Consider the following 18,911-nt stretch of genomic DNA (forward strand, 5'->3'; position numbering starts at 1 on the left):
TCCAAAAAATTATAACAGCACATATTGCCTGCATTGTAACAGACAGCCTCATCAGGGTATTTAATGCTGGTTATTCCAATTCATTTCCCCTCTTTCGGCTTCTTTTTCTTAAGCCATATCATAAAACCGGTCACAGGTAAGCTGGCTATGATAAAGCTTGCCAGAAACATGATTATTTTGCCCGGTAAACCACCTATCGCCCCAACATGGATATCATAAGTCATACGGTAAAACTTATCAGCATTGGAAGAACCCTCATAACTTATACCATATATACCTCCGCCTTCCAATTCCTGCAATGAGTTACGGTCAAAAAAACGAAAATGCCGCTTGTAATACGTCTCATTATTATCAGCCGAATTGAAACAAATACGGTAAGCACCTGTGTCCCCGATAGGAAAATCAAATATAAATACACCTTGTTCACCTATTTTGTATTCCTGCCTGACACGCTCCCACAATACGTCGTCCGGATTTGAAAATGAGGGAATCAAAGTAGTATCGGACAAAGCCGGAGTCCATTCTTTTAACTCCTCTCCTCCGGAGATTACTTTATAGTAAGCATTTGAATACCATTTGAAACTCCATGTCAGGCCTGTAAGAGCGAAAATAAAAGCAAACAGAACCGTATAAAATCCTAATACCTTATGCAACTCGTAGAATAGCATAAATGATCTGCTTTTCCGCTTTATAACCAATCCCGCCTTTACAGCCTTTTTCTTCCATTTGCGGGGAATCCACAGCACAATTCCGGTTATTGTCACTATCGCAAATACAACAACTGCCCAGCCCACTATCTGATGCCCTATTGCATAAGGTAGCCAAAGATTGCGGTGGCCGGAAAGAATAAAACCGAAAAAGTCGCCACTATAAGTTTGTTCTCCAATATATCCGCCCGAATAAGGGTTTAACAACAGAAGAGTATATCCTTTTTCGCTATGGTTATATGCCACTGTAACGGGTTTGTCGCGTTTACTATAGCTTACTCCATAAATTGCATTCAGGCTGTCACCGGGAGCTTTGAAAACATATGGTTCTGCCTTCTCTTTGAGCTGATGGGGTGACAAAAACGGCTTATCTTCCATTACAACAGATTGCTGAGGTTGAAAGATGCCACGTAGTTCTTCCTGAAATGTATAAATGCAACCGGTGATGGCTATAATAAAAACAATGATCCCGGATATTAAACCAAGCCAAAGGTGCGCCCAATGGCACACCTTACGGAGTGAAAAGCTTTTCTTTTGTTTTGTGTTCATTAAAAGTGAAATGAAATATTTCCGATTACCTGTCTTAATTTTTGAGGTTCAACGGTGCTCCAGCCTTTCCAATATTTTTTATCGGTCAGGTTATCCACCTTCAAGCCAAAACGGAATGCACCTGTAGAATAAAAAGCGGTGGCATTCAATATCGTATATGCAGGGATAACGAATCGGCCTGTTTCTGCAGTATTAGTTATTGCATTCTCACTTGCATAATTACCACCGAATCCGAATCCAAGCCCTTTAGCAACACCATTTTGTATAGTGTAACTTACCCATCCGTTTACTAAATTTCTGGGACCTGCACTTATCTCCCTGCGACCATCCACAGATGGACTTGTCTTTTTGTTTACGCTTTCGTTGTAACTATATCCGGCAATAATGCTAAGACCTGCTATGGGATTAACTGTAAAGTCAAACTCGACACCACGGCTATAAACATCTCCGTTCTGAATTGTAAAATTAGGTTGTTCGGGATCAGGACGAACCACATTAGTCACATATATATCATAATAGCTCGCTGTACCGACCAGTTTTCCATCAAACAATGATGTTTTAATGCCTCCTTCGATTTGATTCGCCTGCTTTGGTTTGAACGTACGGACAGAACCATCCGGCTGAAGCGAAGACTCTACATTTTCAAAACCATTCATATAGTTGGCAAAAATAGAAAGTTTTTCCGGTAATATCTGATAAACGGCCCCAAACTTAGGAGAGAAAGCTGTCTGACTGTAATCCCCTGATGTTTCACCACTGTTAACATCGTAATAACCTTTGTTGTCAAAGTAATCGAGTCGCAAGCTGGCCATTAACAAGAGTCGGTCGGTAACATTCAATACATCCGAGAAATATACGCTATATGTATTTGCATTCGAATTTGATAAATACGGACTATATCCCGACAACTTGGCATTTACGGCAGCCGCACTCAGATTTGTATAGTTAGGGTCGGCTACCTGACTATTGATGGTGTCGAACGCTACATAGTTGCTGCTGCTATTCGATTTGGTGTTGAAATAATCGAATCCTACTACCAGACGGTTTCTCATATTTCCTATTTTGAAGTCTCCTACAAAATTTTGCTGAATATCGACTGTTGTCCCTGTTGTATTCTGTGAACCTACCCATCTGCTCAATGAATCGTCTCTGAGAGGTTGGAGAAACATCACATACGAGTATAAACCTTTCGACTGACGGTTGCTGTACGAAACAGATGTTTGCGACGTCCATTTATCAGATAATTTATATTCCATCATACCAAACAGCTTAGTGGTAGGTGTTTTTATTGTTATGTCATTACTTGTAAATGAACGTTTATAATCCATCCCCAGTGCATCCGGTGTCTTATATTCCAGTTCCCGGCTTCTGTTGAGGAATACCATCAACGGATTTGTACTTTCCGATGTATAAAATTCAGTATTCACGGTAAACGACAATCTATCATTTGCTTTATATAGTAAAGATGGGGCAAGAAATACAGACTTCTTAAAACCTGCGTCCTGAAAACTGTTCTCTGACTGATAGGCCGCATTTGTCCTTAACAACAATTTCTTTTCCTTGTCTATCGGTGTATTTATATCGGCGGCGATCCGGCTTAGCCCGTAGCTACCCATGGTATATGATATATCACCGGCAAAATTCTCAAATGGCTTCTTTGTTACAATATTTATTAATCCGCCAAAAGAAACGAGACTACTGCCAAACAGTGTACCCGAAGGCCCTTTCAAGACTTCTATACGTTCTATATTGGCAGGGTCCAATCCTCCGTTTGTTTGTCCGCCCAACCCATTTACCATTGTCGGCTGAACAGCGAACCCCCTTATTGTAAAGTAGGCAGCACCATCCCCTCCCCGTCCGGTAGAAGACCAGAGTTTATCTATTCCCGGACTATTTTTAAGAGCATCGTCAAAATTGACGATTATTTGCTCTTTAATCAGATCCTTTCCGATTACGGAATATACCTGTGGATTTTCAAGATTCTTAAGCGGGAGTCTGGCTATATGCTCAGACTCTTTGTTCGAGAATCTATTTACACCGGCTTCAACAACCACTTCTGTTAATTCATGCGCCTTTTCCGTCAATACAATATTGAACGTACTTTCTCCCCGTTTTAGGTTTACAGCCGATTTGTAAGGCTTATGATCCAATGACGATACAACAAGCATATATTGGCCTATTGGCCCGCTGAAACGGAATTTCCCATTTTCATCACTTAAAGCCCCATAATGGGTGCCTTCAATCGAAACAGATACATTCTCCAATGGTATCTTATCTGGAGATACAACTGTGCCCGATACAGTAGAACGGGTATTCTGGGCATGTATAGATATACTGGTTATAAATAGCATAACCATGAAACAAAATCGCAAAGTTTTCATCGCTTTATTTAAAATGTCAATTTGTGAAATAAAATCGACACAAACCTACGATAATGACACATTCCAGACAATCACCATATATGATTATATATATACCATTTAATACCAAATTATAGTGATACCAAAAACGAAAAATTAAATTAAAGGGATAAATGTGGCAATAACATATATAACAAAGAAAATAGCGTACATAGTAACAGCAAGAACATTGACCTGATCTTACCCCGTACGAAATCTATCTCTTATACAATTATTATAAATCACGCCCTGACAAATTTAGAGAATGGACGCTCATCTGAGAATAACAATGCCGTGTTTATCAATGCCAGATGGGAATAAGCCTGAGGAAAATTCCCCAACTGCCTCTTCGTATCAAAATCCAAATCCTCACTGAATAAACCCAAATGATTTGAATATGTAAGCAATTCATTGAATATTTTCAAAGCTTCATCCGTTTCGCCCGTAACGTACAATGCCCTTATCAGCCAGAATGTACAAATAGTGAAAGAAGAAGAAGGCAAGCCAAAGTCGTCATTATTTTTATACCGGTACATCAACCCGTTATAAAACAATTCTTCCTTTATTTTCTTCACGGTTTTGATAAACTTCTCATTATCCGGTTCAATAAATCCGTATTGTTCCATCAACAAGAGGGAAGAGTCTACATCACAATTGTCATATGCCTGGGTAAAACTCTGTATTTCTTCATTCCACCCGTTTGTCAATACATCGTTTTTTATAAGTTCGGCCTGTTCTTTCCATTCTATCTCATATTCAGGCATATTCAGGAAGGTGGCAATGCTCACAGCCCTATCCAGTGCTACCCAGCACATTACTTTGGAAAACACGAAATGCTTCTCCGTATTCCGGAATTCCCAGATGCTCTGATCGGTATTCCGCCATTCCACAGCCACGGTTTTCACAATAGTTTTCACTACTTCCCACATCTCTTCTATTTCGTCCAAAGTTCCCGGGAAATGAATATAATAATTGTAGATAACATCCATAAGGTATCCCAACGAATCGTTTTGCCGCTGGTTATACGCTGCATTTCCGATTCTTACGGGCTGAGAATTCTCATATCCTGACAAATGCTCCAGTATTTCCTCCCGGAGAATGCGGTTGCCATCTATCGCGTACATAATCTGAAAAGAATCGGATTTAGATTTCAATATTCTTTTTATGAATCCCATAAAGCGCTTTGCCGAAGCCTGATGTCCCATTTTCAGCAAAGTTTCTATCGACATGGAAGCATCCCTTATCCAACAAAAGCGGTAGTCCCAGTTGCGCACCTCCCCTATCGTTTCGGGCATACTGGTCGTCAGAGCGGCGATTACCGCCCCTGAATCCTGAGTAGACATCAATTTCAATATCAATAAACTACGGGATATGACATCATTGTATTGGACAAATTTACGGGAACGGCTATTCCAGTTCAGCCAATAGACTTTGGTCCGCTGGTATTCGAGATAAACCCGGTCGATATCTATGGAGACAAGTTTTTGACTATAGGATAACATCAGAAACTCCTCTTTTTTGAGTATCATTTCTTCTTCATTTAGTATCGTATCAAAATCAATACTTGAATACAGATACATATTATCCCTGACATTTTCGCACGAAGATGTTTTTATGCAATCCTCAAATTTACGGTGAACCGCTGTTTCTTTCGCATAATTCATTACAGGTTCATATTTGACACGGAAACGCGGCTCGCCTGCAAGTAAACGGATATAGCGGTAAATCTCAGCAGGGTAAAAGTAATCCATTTGCATAGTCCTGTATCTGGGCATAAAATCAAGTACTTCGAAACTCCCTTCATCCGATGCAAATCTGGTACAAAGGATATTAGTACCTTTCAGATACTGCTGCGAACATTTATAATCTTCCGATACCAGGAAAGCGAAGCTTCCCCCTGACTTCTTATCCAGAATTTTAGAAAATACCGACGGAGAATCAAAATTGGGTACACATAGCCAATCTATGCTCCCGCTTTCAGATACCAATGCCGCCGACTTACAATTCCCTATAACTCCGTAATTTAGATTATGCATGTTTATATTTTTTTTATTCAATGATTATGACGTTCTTTACAACACAATATAGCCTTTGATTGAACCAAATACGCTATTTCTCTGTTTTAATTAGTATTAATTCACATTTCTACTCCTATCTATTTCTTTCCCTGATCTGAAAGAAATACATTGTCAGGAATATCTCCGGATACTCCGGCAACTTTTAATTATTAAAAATCGAAAAGATGAAACTTATTATAATATCTAACAGGTTACCACTCAAAATAGTTGAAAAAAATAACATATATAAAGTAATATCCAGTCCGGGAGGATTGTCTACAGGTCTCGATTCGTTGGAAATGAAGATGGAAAAGCACTGGATCGGCTGGCCGGGAATGTACCTCGACGATTGCAAAGAAAAAGAAATTATAGATGACCAGCTCGAAGGGCAAAACTTTCATCCGGTCTATTTATCTCCCGAACAGATAGAGAACTATTATGAAGGATATAGCAATAGCGTACTTTGGCCGCTCTGCCATTACTTCTCCAACTATATGCACTACGAAAACAAATACTGGGAAGCTTATAAAGAGGTCAATAATTTATTTTGTGAAGCAGCTCTGGAAATTATAGAACCCGGAGATATTGTATGGATACAGGATTATCAGTTGATGTTATTGCCCAAAATGATCCGGGATAAAGTATCCGATATCAGCATCGGGTATTTCCACCATATTCCTTTCCCCTCTTACGAATTGTTTCGCGGCTTGCCCGAAAGGGCTGAAATACTGAACGGACTGCTGGGAGCGGATCTAGTGGCATTCCATACTCACAGCTATATGCGCCACTTTATAAGTGCTGTTTACCGGGTATTGAAGCTGGATTGTAATCTGGATGAAATACAAATGGACAGGCGCGTGGTCGATGTGGATGCTTTCCCTATGGGTATCAACTATGATATGTTCCACAATGCTTTATTAAATCCCGATATAAACAAAAATGCAGAAGAGCTCAGGGCGAGTTTCGGAACAGGTAAGCTAATCTTATCTGTAGACAGATTGGATTACAGCAAGGGAATTATGATCCGGCTCAAAAGTTTTGAAGAGTTTCTCGACAATCATCCGGAATATACAGGTAAAGTTTCATTGGTAATGATTGTAGCCCCTTCCCGCGACAATGTGGATATTTATGCCGAACTAAAGAAGGATATAGATATGAAAGTGGGAGCAATCAATGGGAAACATTCAACGATCGACTGGACTCCCGTCTATTACTTTTACCGGGCATTCAATTTCGAGGAACTGGCTGCCCTTTACCATATAGCAGATATAGCCCTGGTAACCCCGCTCCGGGACGGAATGAATCTGGTTGCCAAAGAATATCCTGCTACCAAGAGAAATGAGCCGGGTGTCCTTATTTTGAGTGAAATGGCCGGAGCTTCCATAGAATTGTCTGATGCCATCATAGTGAATCCTACAGATACCAAAGAGATAGAGAATGCAATAGTACAAGCATTGGAAATGCCTTTGGATGAACAGTTAAAAACCATAGCATCTATGCAGGAAATCATATCCACTCAAACAGTCAATCAATGGGCCCAGGATTTTATAGAGGAGCTGACCAGCATAAAATCCAAAAACGACGCATTGCAACAAAAGATCGTTGAAAAAACGAACTTCGATATCATTAAGCAAGCGTATGATAAAACTCAAAACAGGCTGATTATACTTGACTATGACGGAACATTATCACCATTCAGAAAAGAGCCGATGCAAGCATATCCGACACCCGACCTGCTCAAAATATTGGAAGAATTAAGTACCTACCCGGGAAATCATGTAGTCATAAGTAGCGGGCGCGACAAGCAAACCCTCGATAAATGGCTTGGGCATCTGCCAATAGGACTGGCTGCCGAACATGGTGCCTTTTACCGGGAAGATGGGATATGGTATCAAACCGCCCAGAAAGTAGAATGGGATGAGGAAATACCAAACATAATCAAACAAATTGTAAAAAGAACCCCGCGTTCGAAAATGGAGGTAAAAGATACGGCACTGGTGTGGCATTACCGGAACGTGGACATCTGGCTTGCCGACCTGCGTGTCACCCAACTTATCAATGCTTTGCTAAATCCTTGTGCACGTAACAACTTACAGATAATGAGAGGAAATAAGATAGTAGAAGTAAAATACGGCGATATTAGCAAAGGTTCGGAGGCCAGAAGGTTGATCGGGAAAGGAAACTACGATTTCATAATGGCTATAGGAGATGATACTACCGATGAAGAGATGTTTCTGGCATTGCCGCAAGATGCAATAACAATTAAAGTTGGCCAGAGTTCCAATGCTGCATTGTACAATCTGCCGACACAGGAACAAACCGTACTATTTCTGAATAAACTAATGAAGGGAAAAAAGACCGGCTATATCTAAATATATCCGGTCCTTATCTTTTCTTTTATTTCCGGATTCCTGTCCGGAAATAGGTTTAAATAGCGACAGGTAATACTTTGCCTGTCAGCTTCTGGATATCTTTAAGCATCGGCCGTTCATCCTCAGCACAAAATGTCAGAGCCGTACCGCCATGACCGGCCCTCCCTGTACGTCCTATACGGTGCACATAAGTTTCAGGGACATCCGGCAAATCGTAATTGATAACCAGTTCCAACTGATTGACATCTATTCCGCGGGCGGCAATATCAGTAGCAATAAGTACACGGGTCTTATGCGATTTGAAATTTTCCAATGCTCTTTGACGGGCATTCTGCGATTTGTTCCCGTGAATGGCTTCACTGCCAATCCCCGCTTTACAAAGCAAACGTGCTATCTTATCGGCTCCGTGCTTCGTACGGGAAAATACCAGAACCGATTGTTTCTTATCTTTTTTCAGTAAGTTGATAAGCAAATCTTTCTTATCCTGTTTTTCTACAAAGTAAACACTTTGCTCGATCACATCCACCACGGACGAAACGGGAGCGACTTCCACCCTGACAGGATTCCTTAATATAGAACGTGAAAGTGCAGCTATAGCCGGAGGCATTGTAGCCGAGAAGAACAGAGTCTGCTTATCCTTTGGCAGTTTGGGCAATAAACGCTTTATATCATGGATAAAGCCCATATCCAGCATCCGGTCAGCTTCATCGAGTACAAAGTGAGTTATAGCATTCAGGCTTATAAAACCCTGATTCATTAAGTCCAGTAACCGCCCGGGCGTAGCAACAAGGATGTCGATGCCTCTATGTAGTTCATCGGTCTGGGCCTTTTGCTTCACACCTCCGAATATCACACAATGTCGTAATCCTGTATACAGGGTATATTCCCTGATGCAATCGTTAATCTGGATTGCAAGTTCACGGGTGGGAGTGATGATCAACGCCCTTATTTCTCTTTTCCTTCCGCTTATTTTATTCTGATACAAATGTTGTATAATCGGTATCGAGAATGCTGCTGTTTTGCCTGTACCGGTTTGTGCCAGTCCAAGCATATCTTGCTTTTTGAGAACTACGGGGATTGCGTCTTGTTGTATCGGGGTTGGATTTGTATATCCTTTTTCTTGCAGAGCCCTCAATATCGGCTCTATAATGTTTAATTCTTGAAATGATGTCATCTAATATTCAGTCTGCTCTTCCGGCAGTCATCTTTAATTTATTAATGTGCAAAATCGTGGGGGAAATAATCACAGGATAGAACCGACACAAATTGTTTGCGCCACAAAGGTAAGACTAATAATCGATTTAACAACATAAACCTGATTTATTCACCGATATCTCAGGTTCTTCGGATCAGAAAGATCAAACAATATTTCAATTAAGTTTAAAAAAGCCACCGACAAAATTAGTAGAGACTTTAGCTCCCCGCTCCGCTGTTGCCGTTTTAGGATCGATACGATAAATATAGACGCCTTCATCCTTTACCTTTACAGGGAAATAAACGTATCCACCGTCAACCAGGACAGAAAAGCGGCGTCCTCCATCCCCGTCATGTACAGGAATCTCCGGTATTTTTTTAAATGACTGGTTGTTCAGATCTATTATATAGCATGCCAGTGATTTATCTCCCCATCTGTCATTTGCTGTCTGGGGATTAATGGTACTAACCTCAGCGAATACCAGACCGTCACCAATATACTTTACATGGGCAGGTTTCAAGCCTCCCGACTTAGTCTCGAAATCGAAAAAATAATCGTCGAACCCGGTCGTGCCTGCCGGTATACGCAAAAATCCGGCTTTTTTCGTACTCTGCGAATATCCGTTGGCAATGGCAGAATTAGACATGATATACATATCCCCCGATTCGACCTTGAATATACCATTATGCGCATACCACGATCCGGCCGGGCCTGTACGCGTATCTTTCATCACCTTGTCCAATGTCATTTCAGGATAAGAATATACAGCAACATAAGTGGTATCGGTATATTTGGTTTCGTATGTCTTCGGATTCATATGGAAGTAAGTCATGTAAATCTTATTACCGCTCATACACAAGCCAGTAATACTCGGCCATTCGAATTGGGAAAGAGGCGCTATCGGGGCAGTCTTGCGACTGGTAATAGCAACACTGTTAATATCAACATTATAAAACGTTATATTACTTCCCTCTTCAGCATTACCGGGAATCTCTATTCCCATCATACTGTTATTGTCAATCTGTGTAAATGCACTGAGAGACTGATTGAAAGTAAATTCACCTTTTTCAAGCAAGTAACCGTCCCCTCCCCTTACTACTCCGGTAGTATTGGTAACTCCAAGACCGCCCACACAAAAAATAGTTTGGTTGCCCTGCTCATAATCATGGAATCCGCTTTGCTCTATTCCTTTGCCTACCGCATTGATGTTCCCCGACATAAGGTCTTCCGCCGTAACGAGATAATAGGCTGTTGTCCCACCGGATGTAATCCCCAGGCTTAGAACATAAGGAGCAAAAGGAATTTCTTCAGTGCCAAATTCATCGTCATCGCATGAGGAAGCAAATAAGACGATACATCCTGCGATTATATATGCTGTAATTTTATTTATATATTTCATGCTCGTTTTCATTAAGTAAATCTGATTGTATAGTTTATTATTTCAGAAAATAACGGAATTTCAGATTAAATGCCCTACCCGGCTTCTGTAATCTGTAGTTATCATATAATTTTTCATCCGTGAAATTCGTACATTCCAGCATAACGCTATAACGCCCATTCTGCATCGTGTAACCCAGGGAGATATCATGCGAAGTCTGTTCGGGAATTACATCTTTGGTCGACTTTGCCCCAAGACCGGGAAAAGACAGATAATACTTCCACATATAATTGATCGAATAGTCTAAAGACAATTCTGAATCTTTTAGCCCTATATTCTGAAACTGCACCCCTATGTCTCCATGACCGAAAAAGTAAGGGATATTAGGCAGACGACGCTTATAATTGAGATTCTCGGATTTTCCGTTTCCTACATAAGTGCCCGTATTCTCTTCATACTTCTGATTATCCTTTATGTCCTGATAAGTCAGATTTGCTCCCGCATGAAGGCGGTTTTTCCATTGATACTTTATTCCGCCCTCTACACCTTTAGTGAGAACTTTCCCCATATTTTTATAACCGGTAACAGCCGAAGCTTCTGTCAGGTCTTTTAATATAAAGTCTTTCGTATCCCTGTATATAAAATTACCTTCGAGGAAGACTGTATGTTCTTTTAAATTCTGTTCGAAGATAAAACCAAGATTCGCATTATTACTACTCTCGGGCTTGAGATCGGGATTACGCAACTGATTAAGTCCGTCACCAAACATTTCGGTGCTTTCCGGCAAGCGGTAAGCCTTTTCATAAGAAACTTTCGCCTGTAATCTGGGTAAAATAAAATAAGTAAATGCAGCCCCGTATCCAACATTTGTTTTATCGTCATCTACTTTATCGAGTCTTTCATCTTCTTTATACTGGTTTATTATCTTATAGGTAGAACTGCTTGTACTGTATAATTTAGTAAAAACATTGGCGTTCCACCTATCGTATTTTACCTGCCAACCCAGACCTGTTATGTTCTTCGTCAATTTTTGAGGTATTTTGTTCGATTCATTGTCAGGATCTACCTTGTCATGAATTTTCCGGTTTAAAGATGAAAACACATGATTCAGCGTAACGGACTGATGATTATTTATCATATAGCTGATATTGGCATTGGCTACCCACTCCCTATTCCTTATTTTGGAATCGGTATAAGAATTAGTTCCCCGTTCACCCTTTGTATCAGAAGGTTGCCATTCACCCAGCCAGTTATAGTTGCGTGCCAGAGTATCTGTGCTGAATGAATTGACCATGCTGTATGCTCCATAGAATGAAGCGGATAATCCTTCAACGAACAGATCATCCTTTTTGTAGCGGATAGACGGTATCATCGACTCGCTTTTGGATTTTACACCACCGTATACAGCATCTATCACAGCGCCGGTTTGTACATCTTTATCGTTCTTTGACAGGATAACGCCTGCTAACAGATAATCAGCGTATGATTTATTGGTTATCCCTGTTTCAAATTTTATCCCCATCGACTGGTAATCGTCATGGAAACGTTTCACCCATCGTTCTTCAATTGTTTTTCCGTTACTCAAATCCTTAATAGGAGCGAATACTTTATAGTCGTTATCCGAGTAATTGAAGAATGTATTGGCGCGGACGGTAAAGCCTGTTTTCAGGTCAGTATAAGCTCCATTCAGAGATATCCGGTGCGTATTGAATGACCCGATAGAGTATGATGCATCCAGATAGTTGGCATCTTTGCGACTGATTATATTCACCGCTCCGCCCAAGGCATCGGCGCCTAAGCTTACAGGCAGGACACCTTTATAAACTTCGATACGTTCAGCCATATTCACAGAGATATTACTCAGGTTGAACGAAGATCCGAAGTTATCCATCGGAATCCCATCCAGAAAGAATTTCACCTGATTTCCTGAAAAGCCATTGAGACTGAAATTGTAATTAGACCCTACTCCTCCGTCTTCCCGGATACGGACACTTGAGATATTGCTCAGCATCTTGCTTAGGGGGGCTACAGTATTGTACGACTGCTTAAGGTCGACCACGGTTATGGCATAAGCTTGTTCCTGCTTTTGCCGGGCTTCGGTTTTCCCTTCTACAGCTACTTCATGTAATTCTACGGAATTGTCTATTTCAACATCAGGGACACGGGTAGTTTTACCCGCTTCGACCAGTACATTTACTCTGACCGTCTTTGCCCCCACACCCGATACGACAATAGTCTGATTTCCGGGCGGTACGTTGACCAGCTTAAATTCTCCACTCTCGCTTGTATATTCCCCGATTGCAGTTCCTTCTACCGATACAGCTATCGAATAAACAGCTTTTTTCTGCGCATCCGTCACACGCCCGGTAATAATCCCACTTTTTGATTGCTGGGCCGATATATTTAATGTATTGCTTATAAAAAATAATAAAAGCAAAGAGCATAAAAGATTAGCTCCGAATAGTTTGTTACTCATTTTGATTCTTAATTTTCGAACGCGTAAAAGTAGTACACCGCGTCCCTCCTCACAATCACCATAAATAGGTATTTGCAGAGTATTTTATACCTAAATAGTATGAGTGAACACTACAACAAACAGGCCCATTAACTCCTATGCAACAACGTTTTAGTTACACGATACCATTTACAGTCCATCGTGGCTGCAGCAATTATTAACGCTATTCTGGCCTGGAACACAAGCAATTTTTGATTGCATACACCACATAGTACATGACATAAAATACAGCGATAAAAGTTACCTTGAATATAATAAATTATTTTTTTACAAATATTTTATCTATATAGTACGCCATTAGCTGTTGGCTATTGGTTTATAGTTCTTTGAAAGAATGAACAAGCCCCTAATTGACTCTGTCGAACGTTGTTTCCCCTCGGGGGATTTGCAGGGAGGGAAAAAAATGACAGATAGAAAATAGTAGAAAATGTGTCAAGTTTGTCAAGTTTTGTACATAAGCTATTGGCTAACGGCTATCAGCTAATAGCTAAAAAGGTGTTACTTTTTAACAGTTACAAGTTACGAGTTGTTTATTGATATATCTTTTACCTTTTGAAGAAAATCAATACTCCAAAATAACTTTAAGCGACCCAGAGAAATGACAATCCTCAAGTATATGGAAAAATACTTCCTTATATACCTGAGGATTAAATAGATTCAGAGTCCTGACCGATAATTTAATTATATTCCTTATATAGTAAAAACAGGTGTGCGGCCGACCAGCTGAAATGCGAGGCTTTTAGCCGTTCTCCAGTATACACATCATAGTTCTCATGTATCGGCGCATCGTCTTCCAGGCCTTGCAGCCGATCGAAAACCTGCTGTGTATACATATCTGCCTCTTTTGTATATCCATACTTCCGTATGCCGGATATGGCAAAATAAATCTGGTCGATCCATATAGGTCCCCGCCAGTATCCCCTCGGTGCAAATTCAGGATTATCTGCGGCAGCAGTCGGAAAAGGAATATATGTAGAGAACTTTTCCGCATCGAACATGATTTTAACTGTTTCATCTGCCTGCTCTTTAGTTGCCAGCCCTGTCCATAACGGAGTCCACCCTTCGGGACCGAATACTTTTATGAACGATTTATTCAGCTTCTTATCAAAAAAGTACCCTGTCTCTTTATCGAAGAAATAATCCTGAATAAGGTCTTTCCTGTCCGGCTCGTTAAAAGGAGTATTCAAAATTGCAGCAAACTCTTTCAACAGTGAATATTCGTATTGCAGATAAGCATTCAGGTCGACGGATTCCTGATCCATACTCCATGCTTTCTCACCGTTTTTCACCATTTTTGCGTCATCGAAACGTATGGCGTTATCCATGCCGCTCTCCCATTTGGCAGCTTCCAAAGTTCCATCGGTAGCTCCATATTCACAGATACCGTTCCGGTCGTGATCCCTGTATTTATACCACCACTGATGATACCTGAGGAGTTTCGGGTACATTTCAGCCACAAAAGAAGTGTCCTTATCGGCCTGGAATACTGCATTGACAGCCCAGGCAGCCAAAGGAGGCTTCGTATCACGGTAATTATTCCCGGCAGGATCGGTATAGATACAATCTGCAATCATTCCGGCATCATCCTGATAATCGAACATCGTCCGTATCTGGTCTTTTGCGAGAACCGGATCAAGATACGACAGGGCAACAGCATGCTTCCATGAATCCCATGCCCAGAATCCGACAAAGTAGTTCATCGCATGCGAAGGTACAATGCCCGCGTGCAGCAATGCCCCTTTGGGACTGCGCCAGTTACTCATAAGCGTCATGATGCTTTTTACCATTATCCGGTTATTCTTATCCGGCATATCCTGACGGAGATTCTGCCTAATATAATGATTCCAGCATATATTGCGTTCTTTGGCTTTAGCTTCGGAATTGGTCAAAATATCAACTATTTCCCCGTTCTTTTTTAAGAAATCCTCTTTTGTATTGAAATAAGAAATTACAATATCGAATTGCTTTCCGATATCTTTCGATGTAGCAATATAGCGGTCTGCCGATAGTTCCAATAAAATATCTTCAGGAAAACTAATCATTACTATTTCCCCGGTTCTTAAAGATGCCGTAATCCCGTGTGATTCTTTATTCCATATCAGGCTGTCATTCAGACATCCCTCTGTCACAAAATAAACTTCATTATCCGATTTACATTTCAATAGAGCATGATTGGCTGTTACGAAAACCAGTTCCTGCCGGATGCTTCGCGCATCGCCCGACAGGTTCAGAGTCAATTTGCCCGGATAATAAATTGCCGTATCTTGCTTTAATGCAACAGGCGTACCCTTTCCATCTAGAACCGAAACTTCACAAATGGAATTACTGATCCACTTACGATGGTCTAAATCGACAGGGCCGCAAAATCCACTGAAACCTGCTTCTTTACCGGGTATTGAAAAGCCCATCCACGAACCGCAATCGGTAAAATAGCCCTGCCCCTGCCTGACTTTTCCCTGTGGGGTATGAACTACATTAAGCAAATTGGGAAAATTGAGGGTCAAATCTTCTCTCTGAAGTTCTGCTTTGTCTCCGGCCTTACAGGAATGTAAAAGCATTCCCGTAATAACAGCCAGAAGTATAAATATCTTTGATCTATTCATTTCGCTCTTTTAATATTGTTTACCGGTCTCTACAAGGTTTGTGTCTTTATCTACCGGAATAATAGTGAATCCGTACGACATATCTTCCGGAGTAATCGTATATTCAGGGTGAGTCTGGGCTCCCCAAGTATTATCTCCGCCCACACCCATCTGCATATAGTCTATATTCAGCCATACCATATCCTGCTTTCTTACACTGCCGCCATGCTTGCGCTCTACATCGAAAGGTATATACATCAGGTCTTTCATCGGAAAATTCCATGCACTTATGCTCAGAGGCTGTTTACCTTTTATCAATAGCCCGTCTCCCGTTGCATTTTGCAGGCTAAACCACCGGACATCGGATTTATTTGCAGTTTCCTGCGGACGTATGTACGGGTGGAACTGGCTCCAAACATCACTTTTATACAAATCGACCATAGCTGATGTTTTCCTGTCCCAATAATTTTCATGAGGTCCGCGGCCAAACCATGTCATTTGGTCATATTCACCTTGTAATACCATATATAAGCCTACTTTCGGTATTTCGGGCAAAGCGATATCTCCTGTTGTCAGTTTATAATCCGTTTCGATAGTACCATCCGGGCAAATCATATAACTGATGCCAATCTTACAATTTTGTTTTTCCAGATTATAGGCAACCTTTATGAGCGTGTTATTACCGGACTTCTCACTTGTCAGATTTTCTAATGTCATTTCCCCGGTCGCTTCCTTCCATGTCAGGCAACGTGTACCCAGTCCGTTAGCTACGTCATTATCGGTCAGCGGTCGCCAGAAATTCGGAGTAATGCCCGTTTGCAGCAGTTCTTTCCCATTTCTCCTGAGTGAATACAATTGTCCGTTTTCCTTTGAGAATGAGACTTCGAAAGCATTACCCGACACAACAATACGGTTGGCATATTCAGCTGATTGGGTATTACCCTGTATGCTGTTCTTTACAATATCTTTACTGCCGGCAAGCAAAGGAAACTGTTCATATGCCTGTAAGTGTCCTTCAGGTATAAATGGATGGCTACCCCTGTAATAAGCATTAAGATGCAGAAAATATTCGGTGTTATTCCTGACGGCAAAATCAGGAATATCGAGTGTAATATTTCTCGATTGATGCGCATTTAATCCTTGTACATCAAAATTTTTCCGGGCTATAATTTCTCCGTCTGCTTTCACCTGCCATTCGAAATCAAAGTCATCCAGATTTATAAAATCGAATTTATTGGTAATACGGACTACATTATTCGTAAACGAAACAGATTCGAAACGTACAGGCTGATATACTTTTTTCACTTCCCATATATGCGGACGAAGCTTCCTGTCCGCCAATACCAACCCATTGGCACAGAAGTTGGAATCATTGGGAATGCCGACGAATCCCATATCTCCTCCATATCCCCAGATATCATTACCGGCCTGGTCTTTGATAGGGAAAGTCTGGTCTACCCAGTCCCATATAAATCCGCCTTGCAACTGGTCGTGCTCATCTATAAGATCCCAGTAATCCTTCAGATTACCGACACTGTTCCCCATCGCATGTGCATATTCGCAGAGAATCAACGGGCGGCTCTGGCGTTGATTGACATGCTCTCTCAATTGCCAGATGCGTGCATACATCGGACAATAAATATCCGAAAGGCCTGTCTTACGCGCACCTTCGTATTGTACAGGACGCGAAGCATCGAACTTTTTCAGCCAATGATATACCGTTTCGAAATGTTCTCCGTATCCGGATTCATTTCCCAGAGACCATGTAACTACACTGGTATAATTACGGTCGCGAAGCGCCATTCGTTCCACCCGTTCCTGAAACGGTACAATCCAGTCCGGAAAGTTTGCCAGCGTACGGGCTTCCGTTGCTTCCATTCCATGAGATTCTATATTAGCCTCATCTACAAGATACAAGCCATATTCATCGCATAGTTCGTACCAGCGTTCTATATTCGGATAATGGCTACAACGCACGGCATTGATATTGAATTGCTTCATCAGCCTGATATCTTCTATCATGCTGCTCTCGGTGATGGTACGGCCTGTTTTCGGCTCGAACTCATGACGGTTAACCCCCTTAATCGTAACAGGTACGCCATTTACCATAAAGAGTCCGTTCTTCATTTCCACCGTACGGAATCCGAAACGATGGGAAAAAGCTTCTGAAACTTTTCCTCCTTTGTCCAATGTGGAAACAGTCAGGGTATAGAGGTCAGGCGCTTCTGCACTCCAAGGTTTCACTGCCACAAATGTATTCTCCATGCTGATTGTGCTACCCATTATATCCGACAATTTTTTAGTTGAAGAATAAATGATTTTTCCGTTTTCAGCAACTTCTATTTGTAGCGAAGAATTGGTAAAAGAAGTATTCTTATCCATCTCTATATTGAGTCTGAACAGGCCGTCTTTATAGCCATTGACTAAATCGGCCTTCAATTCAAAGTCCTGAATTCTTACTTTAGGACGGGCAAGAAGAGATACGCTGCGTTCTATACCGCTATACCGCCAGTAATCCTGCCCTTCGAGATAAGACCCGTCGCTGTATCTGTACACTTCTACTGCGATGTCGTTAGTTCCGGCCTGCAGGTAATCATTGACAAGGAATTCGGCCGGGAGCCGGCTATCCTCACTATATCCTACATAATGTCCGTTTATCCAGCAATAAAAAGCGGATTCAACCCCTCCAAAGTGCAGGATTATATCCATTCCTTTCCAATGCGCAGGGAGTGTAAATGTGCGTTTGTACGAACCTACCGGATTGTAATCGTGCGGAACATAAGGAGGGTTTGCAGGGAACGGATAAGCCACATCGGTATAGATAGGCGAATCGAAGCCTTGTAGTTCCCAACTTCCGGGAACCGCAATTTTACTCCATTCCCTCACATCGAAATCCTTTTGATAGAAAGCGGACGGACGCGAAGCCGGATTTTTTGCATAATGAAAATCCCATGTGCCATCGAGGGATAATTCCCTGTCGCTTGCCTGTTGTTTTATTGCAGCTTCTTTAGTCGAATGCGGCCTGAAAAAAGCATGCATAGGCAAACGGTTGACCTGATTGACCAATGGATTTTCCCACTCTTTGGGCTGTTGTTGAGCCAGACTGTATTGTAAAAACAGAAACAGTCCGATTAAAAGATTTATTTTTTTCATAATG

At 41.3% G+C, this 18,911-nt stretch carries 9 protein-coding genes; 1 reads left to right on the plus strand and 8 read right to left on the minus strand.

The annotated features are described in order from the left end of the window. Positions 1-80 precede the first annotated feature (80 nt). From ACYQ3L_RS19545 to ACYQ3L_RS19555, 3 genes are all read right to left on the minus strand, one after another. Positions 81-1,256: a PepSY-associated TM helix domain-containing protein gene (locus tag ACYQ3L_RS19545; RefSeq protein ID WP_379995407.1), complete on the minus strand. Its 1,176-nt coding sequence runs from the start codon at positions 1,254-1,256 to the stop codon at positions 81-83. Next, entirely contained in the window at positions 1,256-3,637 is a 2,382-nt protein-coding gene (locus ACYQ3L_RS19550) for a TonB-dependent siderophore receptor (protein ID WP_379995405.1), read from the minus strand. Before ACYQ3L_RS19550 ends, ACYQ3L_RS19545 begins: the two co-directional genes overlap by 1 nt. 260 nt (positions 3,638-3,897) lie before the next feature. Then, complete coding sequence (locus ACYQ3L_RS19555; protein ID WP_379995403.1) at positions 3,898-5,691, minus strand: glycoside hydrolase family 15 protein; 1,794 nt, start codon at positions 5,689-5,691, stop codon at positions 3,898-3,900. 206 nt (positions 5,692-5,897) lie between these two features. Here ACYQ3L_RS19555 and ACYQ3L_RS19560 point away from each other — a divergent pair, with 206 nt between their 5' ends. Continuing rightward, positions 5,898-8,084, plus strand: coding sequence for a bifunctional alpha,alpha-trehalose-phosphate synthase (UDP-forming)/trehalose-phosphatase (locus ACYQ3L_RS19560; protein ID WP_379995401.1), 2,187 nt, complete (start codon positions 5,898-5,900; stop codon positions 8,082-8,084). 55 nt (positions 8,085-8,139) lie between these two features. Here the strand turns inward: ACYQ3L_RS19560 and ACYQ3L_RS19565 are convergent, their stop codons facing one another. The 5 genes from ACYQ3L_RS19565 to lacZ form a co-directional block, all read right to left on the minus strand. Then, on the minus strand, positions 8,140-9,258 hold the full coding sequence (locus ACYQ3L_RS19565) for a DEAD/DEAH box helicase (protein WP_379995399.1): 1,119 nt from the start codon (positions 9,256-9,258) through the stop codon (positions 8,140-8,142). 196 nt (positions 9,259-9,454) lie between these two features. After that, a complete protein-coding gene (locus tag ACYQ3L_RS19570) occupies positions 9,455-10,678 on the minus strand; it encodes a DUF4374 domain-containing protein (protein WP_379995397.1) in 1,224 nt (407 codons plus the stop codon). Positions 10,679-10,715: 37 nt separating this feature from the next. After that, a complete protein-coding gene (locus ACYQ3L_RS19575) occupies positions 10,716-13,133 on the minus strand; it encodes a TonB-dependent receptor (RefSeq protein ID WP_379995395.1) in 2,418 nt (805 codons plus the stop codon). 716 nt (positions 13,134-13,849) lie between these two features. Continuing rightward, positions 13,850-15,775 carry an MGH1-like glycoside hydrolase domain-containing protein gene (locus ACYQ3L_RS19580; RefSeq protein WP_379995393.1) on the minus strand — a complete coding sequence of 642 codons (1,926 nt, stop codon included), beginning with the start codon at positions 15,773-15,775 and terminating at the stop codon, positions 13,850-13,852. A gap of 9 nt (positions 15,776-15,784) precedes the next feature. Further along, the gene (gene lacZ, locus ACYQ3L_RS19585; RefSeq protein WP_379995391.1) at positions 15,785-18,907 is read right to left on the minus strand and encodes a beta-galactosidase, LacZ type; all 3,123 of its coding nucleotides are present in this window, start codon (positions 18,905-18,907) and stop codon (positions 15,785-15,787) included. Positions 18,908-18,911: the final 4 nt, after the last annotated feature.

The sequence above is a fragment of the Dysgonomonas termitidis genome, from assembly GCF_054657735.1.

What these genes read in the sequence shown, in the direction of transcription:
- ACYQ3L_RS19545 (WP_379995407.1), bottom strand. Translation starts at nt 1,256, where the DNA reads ATGAACACAAAACAAAAGAAAAGCTTTTCACTCCGTAAGGTGTGCCAT.
- ACYQ3L_RS19550 (WP_379995405.1), bottom strand. Translation starts at nt 3,637, where the DNA reads ATGAAAACTTTGCGATTTTGTTTCATGGTTATGCTATTTATAACCAGT.
- ACYQ3L_RS19555 (WP_379995403.1), bottom strand. Translation starts at nt 5,691, where the DNA reads ATGCATAATCTAAATTACGGAGTTATAGGGAATTGTAAGTCGGCGGCA.
- ACYQ3L_RS19560 (WP_379995401.1), top strand. Translation starts at nt 5,898, where the DNA reads ATGAAACTTATTATAATATCTAACAGGTTACCACTCAAAATAGTTGAA.
- ACYQ3L_RS19565 (WP_379995399.1), bottom strand. Translation starts at nt 9,258, where the DNA reads ATGACATCATTTCAAGAATTAAACATTATAGAGCCGATATTGAGGGCT.
- ACYQ3L_RS19570 (WP_379995397.1), bottom strand. Translation starts at nt 10,678, where the DNA reads ATGAAATATATAAATAAAATTACAGCATATATAATCGCAGGATGTATC.
- ACYQ3L_RS19575 (WP_379995395.1), bottom strand. Translation starts at nt 13,133, where the DNA reads ATGAGTAACAAACTATTCGGAGCTAATCTTTTATGCTCTTTGCTTTTA.
- ACYQ3L_RS19580 (WP_379995393.1), bottom strand. Translation starts at nt 15,775, where the DNA reads ATGAATAGATCAAAGATATTTATACTTCTGGCTGTTATTACGGGAATG.
- lacZ (WP_379995391.1), bottom strand. Translation starts at nt 18,907, where the DNA reads ATGAAAAAAATAAATCTTTTAATCGGACTGTTTCTGTTTTTACAATAC.